14 protein-coding genes are annotated in these 14,206 nt (G+C 47.8%); 13 read left to right on the forward strand and 1 reads right to left on the reverse strand.

Translation table 11 applies throughout. The features are described 5' to 3' along the window. Window positions 1-18: 18 nt before the first annotated feature. Both MKY92_RS12290 and MKY92_RS12295 read left to right on the forward strand, forming a co-directional pair. A complete protein-coding gene (locus MKY92_RS12290) occupies window positions 19-477 on the forward strand; it encodes an OsmC family protein (protein WP_338594104.1) in 459 nt (152 codons plus the stop codon). 58 nt (window positions 478-535) lie between these two features. Beyond that, entirely contained in the window at window positions 536-1,126 is a 591-nt protein-coding gene (locus MKY92_RS12295) for a DUF2062 domain-containing protein (protein WP_074094725.1), read from the forward strand. Here the strand turns inward: MKY92_RS12295 and MKY92_RS12300 are convergent. Then, window positions 1,104-2,033 (reverse strand): AEC family transporter, encoded by a 930-nt coding sequence (locus tag MKY92_RS12300; protein WP_339300897.1) that lies wholly within the window; start codon window positions 2,031-2,033, stop codon window positions 1,104-1,106. The genes MKY92_RS12295 and MKY92_RS12300 overlap by 23 nt on opposite strands. A 214-nt stretch (window positions 2,034-2,247) precedes the next feature. Here MKY92_RS12300 and MKY92_RS12305 point away from each other — a divergent pair, with 214 nt between their 5' ends. The 11 genes from MKY92_RS12305 (at window position 2,248) to MKY92_RS12355 (ending at window position 14,059) form a co-directional block, all read left to right on the forward strand. Further along, complete coding sequence (locus tag MKY92_RS12305) at window positions 2,248-3,330, forward strand: lactonase family protein (RefSeq protein ID WP_339300898.1); 1,083 nt, start codon at window positions 2,248-2,250, stop codon at window positions 3,328-3,330. A 381-nt stretch (window positions 3,331-3,711) separates the two neighbouring features. Further along, on the forward strand, window positions 3,712-4,344 hold the full coding sequence (gene hxlA / locus MKY92_RS12310) for a 3-hexulose-6-phosphate synthase (protein WP_036670570.1): 633 nt from the start codon (window positions 3,712-3,714) through the stop codon (window positions 4,342-4,344). Window positions 4,345-4,348: 4 nt separating this feature from the next. Then, on the forward strand, window positions 4,349-4,912 hold the full coding sequence (gene hxlB / locus MKY92_RS12315; RefSeq protein ID WP_145318341.1) for a 6-phospho-3-hexuloisomerase: 564 nt from the start codon (window positions 4,349-4,351) through the stop codon (window positions 4,910-4,912). A 267-nt stretch (window positions 4,913-5,179) separates the two neighbouring features. After that, entirely contained in the window at window positions 5,180-5,539 is a 360-nt protein-coding gene (locus MKY92_RS12320) for a helix-turn-helix domain-containing protein (RefSeq protein WP_062833989.1), read from the forward strand. A 366-nt stretch (window positions 5,540-5,905) separates the two neighbouring features. Beyond that, window positions 5,906-7,708: an oligoendopeptidase F gene (gene pepF / locus MKY92_RS12325; RefSeq protein ID WP_339300899.1), complete on the forward strand. Its 1,803-nt coding sequence runs from the start codon at window positions 5,906-5,908 to the stop codon at window positions 7,706-7,708. A 112-nt stretch (window positions 7,709-7,820) separates the two neighbouring features. Beyond that, entirely contained in the window at window positions 7,821-8,336 is a 516-nt protein-coding gene (locus tag MKY92_RS12330; protein WP_339300900.1) for a DUF2500 domain-containing protein, read from the forward strand. A 235-nt stretch (window positions 8,337-8,571) separates the two neighbouring features. Beyond that, window positions 8,572-10,065, forward strand: coding sequence for a rhamnulokinase family protein (locus MKY92_RS12335; RefSeq protein WP_339300902.1), 1,494 nt, complete (start codon window positions 8,572-8,574; stop codon window positions 10,063-10,065). Between the two features lies 1 nt (window position 10,066). Then, on the forward strand, window positions 10,067-10,828 hold the full coding sequence (locus MKY92_RS12340) for a DeoR/GlpR family DNA-binding transcription regulator (protein WP_339300903.1): 762 nt from the start codon (window positions 10,067-10,069) through the stop codon (window positions 10,826-10,828). 270 nt (window positions 10,829-11,098) lie between these two features. Next, entirely contained in the window at window positions 11,099-11,827 is a 729-nt protein-coding gene (locus MKY92_RS12345; RefSeq protein ID WP_091031478.1) for a (Fe-S)-binding protein, read from the forward strand. Further along, window positions 11,824-13,344: a LutB/LldF family L-lactate oxidation iron-sulfur protein gene (locus tag MKY92_RS12350; RefSeq protein WP_339300905.1), complete on the forward strand. Its 1,521-nt coding sequence runs from the start codon at window positions 11,824-11,826 to the stop codon at window positions 13,342-13,344. Before MKY92_RS12345 ends, MKY92_RS12350 begins: the two co-directional genes overlap by 4 nt. Then, window positions 13,334-14,059 carry an LUD domain-containing protein gene (locus MKY92_RS12355; RefSeq protein WP_339300906.1) on the forward strand — a complete coding sequence of 242 codons (726 nt, stop codon included), beginning with the start codon at window positions 13,334-13,336 and terminating at the stop codon, window positions 14,057-14,059. The genes MKY92_RS12350 and MKY92_RS12355 overlap by 11 nt, the downstream gene beginning before the upstream one ends. The last annotated feature ends 147 nt before the right edge of the window (window positions 14,060-14,206 follow it).

Genomic DNA, 14,206 nt, shown 5'->3' on the forward strand with positions numbered 1-14,206 from the left:
AAGAAAGGAATGAATGTCATGAAACATCCTTTTCATCTGAAAGCGGTATGGAATGGTGGGCGTAACAGTGAGGGAACAATCGATGCAGGTGGATTAAAAACGGTCATATCGATTCCTCAGGAGATGGGCGGACCCGGTACGGGAACTAACCCGGACGAGATGCTGCTGGGTGCAGCCTCCACCTGTTACCTGATCACGTTGGCAGCGATGCTGGAGCGTTCGGATATTACGCCGGATGAATTAACGCTTGAATCGGAAGCAACGGTAGATGTTACGAATAACGTATTTACGTACGAACGGATCGTACATAGACCTCGGATTGTGCTCAGCGCAGATGCTTCAGAGGCGGATCTGACCAAGGCTGAGCGCTTGGCGCATAAGGCTGAATCCTCCTGTATGATCTCCCGAGCGGTGGCAGGTAATGTCCAGATGGAGACACAACCGGTCATTGTTACTACAGGTGCTAACGCGGTGTGATATACTGAAGAATAGACGATTCAAATTGTCATTTGTGTAAAATAAGGAGTAATTCGGTATGAACACACAGAAGCGCAAGACTAACCGCTGGGTACGTTTAACACGTGTTATGAAGCTGAATTTTCTCAAATTGTTACGTGCTCCCGGAGGTGCCCATAAAGTATCTACCGGATTTGCCATAGGGTTCGGACTGGAACTGATCGTGATCTCGACGGCTTCCCTGATCTATCTCGTATTTTATCCGATTGTGCGACTGTCTGGGGGTTCGGTGCCAGCAGCCATTGTTGGTAATGTGATCGGGAAACTTACGTTTTTACCTATTATCCTGATGCCGCTCGCCAAACAAATTGGCTCATGGATATTGCCTGCTCACAGCATGGGACAGGGACCGGTACATGAGAGTGCATTCATGGAGCTGTTTCGGGGGAACTGGTCGGCCGTGAGTGAATTGTTGCTTGGTGGACTGGATATTCTGGCAGGCATGTCCGTGTTTGGTGTCATTCTGGGTGTGATTTCGTACTTTGTCGTGAAATTCTTCTACGTCAGAGCGCTCAACCGGCGTTATGAACGCCGGTTGGAGAAACGCCGACAAGCGGATATCGCTTCGGTATCACCTCCGGTATTAATCAGGAAGCCATCACAATCATAATGGGCAGCATCAACATGGATGCAACGGTGGTCCACAGAATGCAGCGGGATACAAACTGCGGAGAAGCATTGAACTGTTCAGCCAAAATAACGGCGTTCACTGCTGTCGGCATCGATGCGAGGATCAGCAGCACACTGAACAACGTGCCTTCGACCTGAAGAGCGGTCAGTATCAGCCAGGACAGGATTGGCGCAGCTGCGAGACGGACCACAAGCCCGGTCCAGAAAGCTCGGCGTACATTAGGAAGCCAAGGCACCGTTGCACCTTTTGGTCTGAGCATCTGTGCTCCCAGAATGGCGAGAACGACAGGAGAGTAGCCCGCTGCCAGCATGGAGATTCCTCCATCCAGCGCTTCAGGCAGGCTCAGATTGGACGCACGCAGCGAAATGGCGATGCTAGCAGCATAAATGGATGGCATGCGGAAAACGGACAGGATCGCATCTTTCACCGTGAATTCGGATCTCGCGGCAAAAAATATACCTACCGTATTAACAATAATCATCTGTCCAATAACGTAGACAGAAGCCTTGTCCAGTCCAAGCTGACCAAAGGCAAGCAGTACAAGCGGGAGCCCGTAATTCACGCAGTTCGTAAACGTGGAGACAAGGGTGAGACCCGCTTTTTCGCTTGCACCCAGACGGAAAATCCGGCTTAACAGCTCGGCGAGTGCCCACAAGGCAATCAGATTAATAATAGAGAACCAGAACGTGCTGGTGACGTCCGTCCAGGTAATCTCGGCATGCAGCAATGTATTGAAGATGAGCGCAGGGCTCAAAATATAAAGGGAAAAGGTCGAGAGCGACCGGGTATCCCAATTTTTGAAGCGTTTTAACAGAATACCTCCAATCACGGGAAGTGAGATCGGCAGGAACACATGGTATAACGTGAGTAAAAATGAGTGAAGCAATGCGATTCAGTCCCTTCTGGATGAAAAACCTATCTTATCATAGCAGAAGATGCATCTCATATGAATGGATTTCAGTATGATGATGTGTAGTAATCGCCTTGTTTAACTAAGGATTTCCCTGCTGGGCAACGACAGCGGATTGCTATTTTGATATGGCAGATTTATTATAGAAGAGGTGCAACAAGATTACATACACATAGAGGAGGAAACTGTAATGAGTGAATCAAAACGCTTGCTCGTACTTGCTGGCTCTTACGCTGAAGCGGAAAATGAGGGCATTTATGCATATGAATTGAATGAGGATACAGGCAGCTTGTCCAAGCTTGACGGCATCGCGGGTGTGAAAAACCCAACGTTTGTCAACGTGGATGCTGAAGGAAACAAACTGTATGCGATTGGTGAAACAGCGTCAGCTGAAGGCAACAAAATGTCTGAAGCGGTAGCTCTGAGCATTGATCCTTCTACAGGAAAATTAACGTTGCTGAACCGGAATGACTCCATTTCAGCTCCACCATGTCATATCCAGCGTGATCCTTCTGGCAAATACTTGATTCTCTCCAGCTACCACGGTGGCCTGGTTGGTCTGCAAGCCTTGACGGATAACGGTGAAGTTGGAGCGCTTCTGGACGAGAAGAAACATGAAGGACAAGGTGCGCATCCTGAACGTCAGGACAAGCCACATGTGCACTCCGCATTCTTCAGCCCGGATGGTAAATACATGATGGTACAGGATCTGGGCGCAGATAACATCGCGATCTATTCCATTGATGCAGACAAAAATGAACTTGTGCTGCACAGTGAAACCAAAACACATCCGGGAGCAGGCCCACGTCACTTGGCGTTCCACCCGAATGGTCAATTCGCTTATGTCATCAATGAAGTGGATTCATCCATTACTTCGTTCCAATATGATGCAGCAGCGGGCACGTTGACTGAGTTGTCTACGGTATCCACACTGCCTGATGGATATGATGGCAAAGAGAATACAACAGCCGAAATCACGGTTTCCAATGATGGACGTTATGTATATGGTTCTAACCGTGGACATGACAGTATCGTTGTATTTGCAGTAGATGCAGACCAAGGTCACCTGACACTGGTTGAGCATGTATCTGCTGAAGGTGAGCACCCGCGTCATTTTGCGCTGACACCTAACGGCAAATTGCTGATCGCAGCTAACCGTGATACGAATAACCTCGTGACATTCACGGTAGATCAGGACAGCGGACGTCTGAAATACACAGGTCACAGCACAGGTGTATCCAAGCCGGTATGCGTGAAACCTGTATATCTGTAAAATGATAAATTTCTAAACCAGCCCTGACTGGATTGAAATGATAACGATAAAGATAAAGACCCTGTCATGTGGCGGGGTCTTTTATATTGCATATCTAATGGGATGATTAGGCTGCTGTTCTGCTGTAAGCAGGCGTATTGGAATAGAGGGTTAATTCTATATTTAATTCATCTAACAACGAACAATTATCAATAGTATCCCCCAAGTAACTACCCCACTTCAAAGTGCGTACTTCCTGAATGGATAGTCAGGGTCTACAATGAGTGAGTAGCCAAAACAAACACTGCATGCATCTGAACAGACAAATTGGTGCAGGCTAAATATCTGATTATTATTTTTACAGGAACGAATCATACTTGAACAACAAAGGAGAAATAAATGATGAAATTGCAATTGGCGCTTGACTTGGTAAATATCCCTGAAGGTATCGCACTGGTTAAAGAGGTTGAACAATATATTGATATCGTTGAGATTGGTACACCAATCGTTATTAATGAAGGTTTGCACGCGGTTAAAGCAATGAAAGAAGCATTCCCTAATCTGCAAGTTCTTGCAGACCTTAAAATCATGGACGCTGGTGGTTATGAAATCATGAAAGCAGCTGAAGCTGGTGCGGATCTGATCACTGTGCTTGGAGCAACCAATGACAGTACAATCAAAGGTGCAGTAGCAGAAGCGAAGAAACAAAACAAACAAGTTCTAGTGGACATGATCAACGTGCCTAACCTTGAACAACGTGCTCGTGAAATTGATGCGCTTGGCGTAGATTACATCTGTGTACACACAGGTTATGACCTGCAAGCTGAAGGACAAAGCCCGTTCGAAGATCTGCAAACGATCAAAGCTGCTGTGAAAAATGCTAAAACGGCTGTTGCTGGTGGAATCAAGCTGGAAACATTGCCAGAAGTAATCAAAGCACAACCGGATCTGGTTATTGTAGGTGGCGGTATCACAGGACAAGCAGACAAAGCCGCAGTTGCAGCTGAAATGCAACGTCTCGTCAAACAAGGGTAAGCGAATGACCAAAACACAATACGCAGCTGACATCTTGAAGGAGCTGGAACGCACGTTAAGTCAGATCGATGATGCAGAGATGCAAGCGATGGCTGAACATATTCTGGCTGCAGAACAGATTTTTGTAGCAGGAGCAGGCCGGTCGGGACTTATGGGAAAGGCTTTTGCCATGAGACTGATGCAGATGGGGCTTCGTGTATATGTGGTGGGCGAGACCGTTACACCTGGGATCAGCTCGAAGGATTTCCTCTTGCTGTGCTCTGGCTCAGGAGAGACAGGCAGTCTGGCAGCCATGGCTCAGAAGGCCAGTCAAGCAGGTGCACCTGTAGGACTCATTACAATTAAGCCAGAGTCCACGATTGGGAAATTGGCGACTACGGTCGTGCGCCTTCCGGCTTCAGCCAAAGAGGACACAGCAACTTCCGGAGCGGCAGTAACCATTCAGCCGATGGGCTCGTTGTTTGAACAAGGACTATTAATTGGCATGGATGCTCTCATCCTTACGATGATGGAAATGAAAGGTATGACCGGAGCGGATATGTTTGGCCGCCACGCGAACCTGGAATAGTGAATAGATGAAAGACCGGAATCCTTTGATCATGAAGGGTTCTGGTCTTTTCTGCGATACATAATCATTCATCTGTATAGGTTTTATCCGTGATTTACAGTTAAACTTTGCATCCCGACCAGGCTGTAGTAGAATTAATAGATAGCTGTATCGAATGAATGTACTTATTACATCATGCATGGAGCGGAAAGCTTCCCTCGTGTGAAGTGTCCCCGTGATATGCGTAATATACGCGATATAAGATTGAAGATGAGGGGGCTCGGAGCCATGGCAGCCGAAGTCAAGGAACGGATTAACCTGAAAGAAATCAACTGTGAGAAGGAATTGACCCTTGCGGTGATCGGTGGCAAATGGAAACTGATTATTTTGTGGCATTTGGGTCTGGAAGGCACCAAACGTTTCAGTGAGCTGAAACGCCTAATCCCTCATATTACCCAGAAGATGCTGACCAACCAGTTACGTGAGCTGGAGGAAGACAAACTGATTGAGCGCAAGGTGTATGCAGAGGTACCTCCTCGGGTGGAATATACGTTGACCGATCACGGTCAGAGCCTGATGCCCGTCCTGCACGCAATGTATAACTGGGGTAAAAATTACGGTGAAAATGTAATCTGGAAAGAAAGCTAAATAAGTTATATTCACAGCGAACCGCCGGGTAAATGGATTCTTCCATAACCAGCGGTTTTTTAGTTACTTTCAAATTTGGTCACATGATCAATAGTTTACTCCTAACGCAGCGGGCAGAAATAGACTTAAGAAGCGAAGCGTTCGCCTTTATCACCGGATTTTCACCTTTTAAAAGTGAATCAAAAAATCCGGGGATAACAGCGATCGAAAGGCTATTCTGCCAGCGGAGTAATATGGAGTAACCCGTTTGTCTGCTCGACCTTAAATCTATACCAAAAGTCTCATTGTTCGCAGATGTCATGTATAGATAAGCGTAATATGATACGATGAGAGATATTGGAAATGCAAGGAGGATGACAACTAAAGATGGAAAAAATACGCACACGTGCTGAGGTAAACCCAGAAACCACTTGGGATCTGAAAGACTTGTTTGTAACCGATGTAGAGTGGGAGCAGGAGCTTCGATCACTTCCACTGGCTGCTGCCCAGATCGAAACGTTCAAAGGACGTCTGGGCGAAGGCGCTGAACAATTGCTGGCTTGTCTGGATGCGCGTGAAGCTTTGCAGGAGCGGATCGGCAAGACGGCTTCTTATGCCCGCTTGAAGCAGTCCGAGGACAGCACCAATCCGGTCAATATTGAGAATTCAGCTAAAGCAGGAGATATCCTATCAAATCTGTCGTCGTCCTTGTCTTTTATAAATTCAGAGATCGTTGAACTTCCGGATGGAACTGTAGAGCGTTATATTCAAGAGCTTCCGGATCTGGAACCATATGCGCGAAGTTTGGAGCGTTTGATTCGAGAAAAAGCACATCGGCTCACACCGGAGACCGAGAAGGTACTCGCCTCACTCGGAGAGGTGCTGGATTCACCATACCGTATCTATCTGCGCGGTAAACTGGCAGACATGACGTTTGACGATGCTCTTGATGGAGAGGACAATAATCGTCCACTGTCCTGGTCGTTCTATGAAAATAATTATGAGATGTCGTCTGACACAAAGCTGCGCCGCTCTGCTTATGCTGCATTCAGCTCCACATTGAATGAGTACAAAAATACGTTCGCAGAAGGTTATGCAACCGAAGTGAAGAAACAGGTTGTTTTATCCAGGCTGCGTGGTTACGACGATGTTACAGATATGCTTCTCAGCCCACAACAAGTGAGCAAAGAGATGTACAATAATATTCTGGATATTATCCAGCAAGAACTCGCACCTCATATGCGCAGACTGGCGGCTCTCAAGAAACGTGAGCTGGGTCTGGACAAACTGATGTTTTGTGATCTGAAGGCGCCGCTTGATCCTGAATTTAGCCCTGCCATTACATATGATGAGGCGTGCATACTCATTCGAGAAGCGCTTGATGTGCTTGGGCCGGAGTACGGCGAGATCGTAGAGCGCGCATTCCGTGATCGCTGGGTGGATTACGCAGATAACGCAGGCAAATCAACAGGGGCATTTTGCTCCTCTATATATGGTTCACACTCCTATATCTTAATTTCATGGGCAAACAATATGCGCGGAGCATTTACGCTTGCCCATGAAGTAGGACATGCAGGCCATTTCATGCTTGCGGGACGTTACCAACGGCTCACGAATACACGGCCATCTCTTTATTTTATTGAGGCACCGTCGACCATGAATGAAATGCTTCTGGCAGATCATCTATTGAAGCGTTCCGATAATCCGAGAATGCGTCGCTGGGTCATTTTGCAACTGTTGAACACGTATTACCATAACTTCGTTACACATCTGCTGGAAGGTGAATTACAGCGCAGGGTGTATGCACGCGCAACCAATGATGAGCCCATTACGGCGAAGACGTTGAGTCAGCTCAAAGGAGACATCCTTTCCGAATTCTGGGGACCTGATCTGGTAATTGATGAAGGGGCGAAGCTCACATGGATGAGACAACCTCATTATTATATGGGACTATATCCATATACCTATGCGGCAGGCTTGACGGCTTCCACCGCGGCAGCACAGCAGATTCGGGAAGAAGGACAGCCTGCGGTAGATCGCTGGCTTAATGCACTCAAAGCTGGTGGAAGTCTCACACCACAGGAGTTAATGAAGCTTGCGGGTGTGGATATGTCCGGACCTGAGCCGATTCGCTCTGCGGTTGCTTATGTCGGCAGTCTGGTCGACGAACTTGAACGTCTGTATTCCTGATCTGGTTCATATAGTATACGGACAAGGCAGAACGGGTTGTCTGCATGCACCGCCTTCCTTGCGTGGGGGGCGGTGCATCTTTATTTTTGCAAGGAGAAAGGAACGATGATGAATGGCGTTAACGAGCGTGTCCTCATCGATGGGCCGATTAAGCGTAGACGGTTTTGGTGTGTTTGACGACATGAATGGAGTACCAGGTTTTGAAGGCAATCAGGGTGGTTTTTTCTCGGGATTTAATGAATTTGCTACAATGAATGCATTTGCTTCGATTTTCATTGGCGCCATATTTCTCATCATTGCGGGAGTTATTGTTTTTGTTATTATTTCAGGCATACGCTCAGGGATGTCAAATAACGCGGCAGCTTTGTTAACCCTGCACTCAACGGTGGTGGCCAAACGAACGGAAGTCTCAGGTGGCAGCGGCGATAGCAGTGCGATGACCCGGTATTATGTTACATTTGAATTCGACAATGGGGAGCGCACTGAACTGATTGTTGGCGGAAACCATTATGGCATGATGGTGGAAAATGATCGAGGGATGCTGACGTATCAGGGGACACGCTTTAAGCATTTTGAGAGAGATGTACAGCCCCAGATGGGGGTAAGCAAAGGTCAATTTTATACGTGAAAGAAGAACTGCGGCTCCTCCCAGGTGGGAGAGAGTCGTTTTTGCTATACCCAAAAGAAAGAAAAACCGAAGGGTATTCAAACGCTTACAATGGTGATATACTCGTTAAATAAAGTAAAACAGTATTAAACAAAAACAAACAAACAATTAATACAGAATAAAGTACAGGGTTACGGACTGAATCAAGGGATACCGTATGGAAAATAGGATGGGTTCGAAAGGTTGGTGAAGCACGGTGAGTGTGCTGGCTTATGATTTGGGCGCTGGGAGCGGGAGAGCGTTACTGGGACAACTGAATGATCGAGGGATCGAAACGAGCGAAATTCATCGGTTCAAGAATGAACCAGTGAAGGTTGGCGAGCGGATGCACTGGGATATCCTGCGATTGCATCATGAATTGTTGCAAGGGCTTACACTTGTGAAACAGCAGGGAGAAAAACCAGAGAGCCTGGGGATCGATTCGTGGGGCGTTGATTTTGGTCTGCTTGGCAGTAATGGTGAGTTGCTGGGTAACCCGTATCATTACCGTGATACACAGTTTAACGGCATGATGGATCAGGTGCGCCAAGAGCTGAGCTCCCAGCGAATATTCGAACGTACAGGGATTCAGTTTCTTAGCTTTAATACCTTGTATCAATTGGCGACACTTCAACGCAGCGGTTCCCCGTTACTTCATGAAGCAGAGCGTTTTCTCATGATTCCGGATTTGCTACGTTATTTCCTGACCGGAGAAGCGGTGAATGAGTTCACGAATGCAACCACAACCCAATTATACAATCCATCAGCGGGGCAGTGGGATAGTGAGTTGCTGGCGCATATTCGTATTTCGGAGAAATTGTTTGGTGAAGCCGTGCTGCCAGGTACCCTTGTTGGACAATTGCGAAGCAGTATCTGTAACGATCTGGGATTGTCCCCGATTCCCGTGATCGCTGTTGCGGAGCATGATACGGGTTCAGCCGTTGTGGCTGTTCCTGCAACGGAACGTTCATTTGCTTATCTGAGCTGTGGAACCTGGTCCCTGATGGGTACGGAGATAGATCATCCTGCGATAAGTAGCCAGAGTCTGGCCTTGAATTTCACGAATGAAGGCGGGGCGGGGGGAACATTTCGTCTGCTGAAGAACATTATGGGACTGTGGATTTTGCAGGAAAGCATGCGGGAGTGGGAGCGCCAGGGGCAGGGAATTAGCTATGATGCGTTATTAGCAAAGGCTGAACAGGCACCTCCATTTGCCAGTTTGTTTGACCCGGATGATGAACTGTTTATGCCCGCAGGAGATATGACGACGCGTATACGTCAGTATTGCCGTGAGACAGGGCAAGTGGTACCAGAGGATCAGGGGGCTATTGCCCGGGCAATTCTGGAGAGTCTGGCGTTGAAGTATAGGAGAGTCCTGGAATGGACGGAACAATTATCGGGACAGACGTTCAACGGATTGCATATGGTCGGTGGAGGCATCCAGAACCGCCTGTTATGTCAGTGGACTGCAAATTCCATTGGCAAGCCGGTATGGGCAGGTCCGGCAGAGGGAAGTGCCATCGGCAATATGGCTGTGCAATGGATGGCGAGCGGAGCTTTTAAAGATATTTGGGAAGCCCGTAAGGCCATTCGTGATTCATTTCCGGTAACTGCGTATGAGCCGCAGGACAGGTCAATCTGGGAAGATGCTTATGGCAGATTTCTGCGTGTGACGGTTTCATCTAATTCACAAGCGGGGAGTGAGGTGTAACATGCTGGCAGCCGAGCGATATGACCGAATTGTGGAGATGGTGAACGTAAAAGGCAGTATGCGTGTATCCGAGCTTAGTGAACGCTGCCGGGTGACGGAGGAAACCATCCGGCGGGATCTGGATCGGCTGGAACAGGCAGGTCGATTGCGCCGATCTCACGGTGGTGCAGTGAGTGTGAAGGAAGATCAACCGGAGATCCCATACCGGATCAGGGAGACAACCCATGCGGAAGAGAAAAAGCGGATTGCACAAGCGGCACTGGCGATGATTAATCCGGGTGATCGCATTCTGTTGGATGCGAGCACAACGGCAGGTTATATGGCAGCGAACATGCCGGATTTTCCGCTGACGGTCTTAACCAACTCGATCCAAATCGCCACTGAACTCAGTAGCCGTGACAAGGTTGAGGTCATCTCAACAGGGGGCCAGTTGGCATCGCGCTCGTTGTCTTTTGTTGGGCCGCTCGCGGAGCGTTCTCTGGAAACGTATCACGTGGATAAAATGTTCATGTCGTGCAAAGGTGTACATCTCGAAGGTGGCGGAATCAGTGAATCCAATGAACTCCAGGCAAGGCTGAAGCAGAAGATGGTTGGCATAGCCGATCAGGTCATCTTACTTGCAGATGCCAGTAAATTTGGTGTCCGTGCTTTTGCCCGAGTATCCGGGTTAAATGCAGTCCATACGATTGTTACCAATCAGCCATTGGAGGCTGAACAGACCGACCGTTTGAGCGGATACGACATTGGTATCATCACGGTTTAATCTTTTAGATTTTATCTATATAAATTGAACTAAACATTTACACGAAACGTAGAGGATAGAAATAACTTGAAGAAGCGAAGCTAAAAGCTTTCTGAAAGAAAGCTGCATCGGAAGCATATACTGCGTCTTTATCCCCGGATTTTACCCTTTAAAGAGTAAATTAGAAATCTGGGGATAACAGCGATCGGAAGGTTATTCTGTCATCGGAGTGTTTAGTGTAAATACTCTTAGTTAATTCATCTACTAATCAGTTAATAGGAGCGTGTAATTATGAAGGTCTCCTTATTCATTACCTGCCTCAGCGATGCCATCTATCCCCGAGTGGGGGAAGCCATGGTCAGATTGCTCGCCGCTCATGGTGTTCGGCTGGATTTTCCGCCGATTCAGACCTGCTGCGGTCAGCCTTCCTACAATAGCGGGTACTGGGATGAGACTCGGGTAGCGGCCAAAACGATTCTTGAAGCGTTTGACGACAGTGATTTTGTGGTATGTCCATCCGGATCGTGTACGTATATGATTCATCATTATCCCGAGCTGTTCGCGGATGAACCAGTATGGTTGGAGAAGGCAAAACGATTGGAAGCCAAAGCTTATGAGTTTACTCAATTCCTTGTTCAGGTACTCGGGATAACCGATCTGGGCGCACATTTTCCGCACAAAGTAACCTATCATCCATCCTGCCATGGCAGCCGTCTGCTTGGTGTGAAGGATGAGCCGATGGCGCTGCTCTCTCAGGTAAAGGGACTGGAATTGGTTCCACTCCCATTTGCTGAGGATTGTTGTGGGTTTGGGGGTACGTTTGCCATTAAAATGTCCGATATTTCAGGAGCGATGGTGACGGAGAAAGTCGATCATGTCAAAGAGACACAAGCCGAAGTACTGGTTGGGCTGGACATGGCCTGCCTGATGAATATCGCAGGGAATCTGCGTTATCGGAATGAACCGGTGCGTGTGATGCATCTGGCGGAACTATTGTATGAGGGGGTGCGAACAGGATGAGCCAACCGGGAGTTATGGATACGACGGTCAAAGAACGTGCCGGACTGGCCTTGAATGATGATTTTCTGCGTAAAGCGGTCAAATTCACGACAGAACGATTGCGTAACGGAAAGAAGTCTGCCTCAGAAGAACATGGAAATTGGGATGAATGGCGGGAGCGTGGCCGTCAGATTCGTCTGCATACGATTGCGTATCTGGATTATTATCTGAATGAATTTGTGAATAACGCCCGTGCGAACGGGGTTCATATTCATTTTGCAGATACATCGGTGGAAGCAGCGGCAATTGCACTGGATATTGTGGCGCACAAACAAGCTTCAACGGTGGTGAAGTCCAAATCGATGGTGTCGGAGGAAGTACATCTGAATCATGTGCTGGAGTCGGCGGGCATTGAAGCCATCGAGACGGACCTGGGTGAATATATCATACAGTTGGCAGGCGAAGCCCCATCTCATATTGTCATTCCAGCCATCCATAAGAACCGCTATCAGATTGCAGAGTTATTATCCAAGGAAGCGGGTGAGATTCTGGAGCCGGACACAACGGTGCTTGCCGGATTTGTTCGCAAAAAGCTGCGCGAGAAATTCCTCGAAGCAGATATCGGCATGACCGGCTGCAATTTTGCGATTGCAGAGACAGGTTCCATGGTTTTGTTCGAAAATGAAGGTAATGCCCGTATGGTATCCACTGTTCCCAAAACGCAGATTACACTGATGGGCATGGAGCGAATCATCCCGTCGTGGACGGATCTGGAGGTCATGGCAACCTTGTTACCACGCTCCGCAACAGGTCAGAAACTAACGATGTACATGTCAGGCATCACAGGTCCGCGTCGTACAGCGGATGGAGATGGACCAGATGAAATGCACATTATTATCGTGGACAACGGTCGATCCCTACAGCTTGGTGATCCTGAATTCCAGGAGTTACTGAATTGTATTCGCTGCGGTGCTTGTCTGAATGCTTGTCCAGTATATCGTCATATTGGAGGTCATGCCTATGGTGGCACCTATAGTGGTCCGATTGGCGCGGTACTGACACCTGCACTCAATGGCAACATTGATGAATGGAACGATATTGCGGGTGCTTCGAGTCTGTGCGGAGCCTGTTATGAAGCATGTCCAGTTAAAATTCCATTGCATGATATGCTCGTTTATCTACGTAGGCGTAAAGTGGAAGACGGCCATGGAAACAAAATGGAGAGCATGGGCATGAAGGGATTTGCCGCTGTTGTATCCAATTCCAAACGTTTCAGAGCGGCCATACGTCTCGGACAGATTGGGCAGAAGGCAGTTGTACGCAACAACGGCATTTCTCTCAAATTGGGTCCACTTAAAGGCTGGAACAAATATCGGGTTGCGCCAAGCCTCGCCAAGAAATCCTTCCGGCAACAATGGAACAAGCTGGATCAGGAACTGAACCAGGAGCAATCGGCCATGGATTCTTCCGTTCGCAGCCGTATGGAGCAGATTATTCGTGAACGAGAAGAGGGGGAGGGTACTAAGCATGGTCACTGAACATCAGCAATGGCTCGCACAATTGGAGAAGAAGTCCATGGAGAAACAGGAGCAGTTTATGAATGACATTGCTTCGAAATTGAAGAGACCAAGGCAACGCCATGCGCCGACCCAACCCTTTCGGGGAGCACCCGACTTTTGGACTGAACTGGAATGGGATGAAGAGAAGCGTATTCAAGCATTTACCGATAACTTTGTGAGTGTAGGCGCACACATTGCCCGGGTTCAGAACATGGAAGAAGTATCTCAATTCATTGCCAACAAATCTCATGAACTGAGTGCCAGATATATCATTCGGCAGAATGAACAGGCGTTACAGGATCTCGGATTGGAAGAGCAGTTACCGGATGTACAGATCTCAGTGTGGAATAGTCAGGCGGATGAGAACTGGAAGGCCCGGGCAGCTGAAGCTGATATCGGTGTGGTCATGGCGGATTATGCAACAGCATACACAGGCTCGGTTACTGTACTTTCTTCACCGGAAAAAGGTCGTTCAGTCAGTCTCTTGCCTACGGTACTCATCATCATTATCCCAGTGGATCGACTGTACACCAGACTGGGTGAGACGCTGGATCGATTTGACGAAGTGGGAAGAGAGAATCTTCCGGCAGGCATCCACTTTATTTCAGGGCCAAGCCGCTCTTCCGATATTGAAAATGATTTAACCATTGGCGTACACGGACCAGGCATTGTATATGGTTTAATAATGGGTTAACGGTGTGTCGAAGGTGATGGGCGCATCATGATTTTGATAACTGTCCGAGATGCAGTGTGTGACTGCTAAGGGCAGTTTTTTATTTTGTCTACTATAGTTAAAAACTATTAAAATTATATTAATTATATATTTCACCTATTAATGATA

The sequence above is a fragment of the Paenibacillus sp. FSL R5-0623 genome (assembly GCF_037974265.1).
GTDB lineage: Bacteria > Bacillota > Bacilli > Paenibacillales > Paenibacillaceae > Paenibacillus.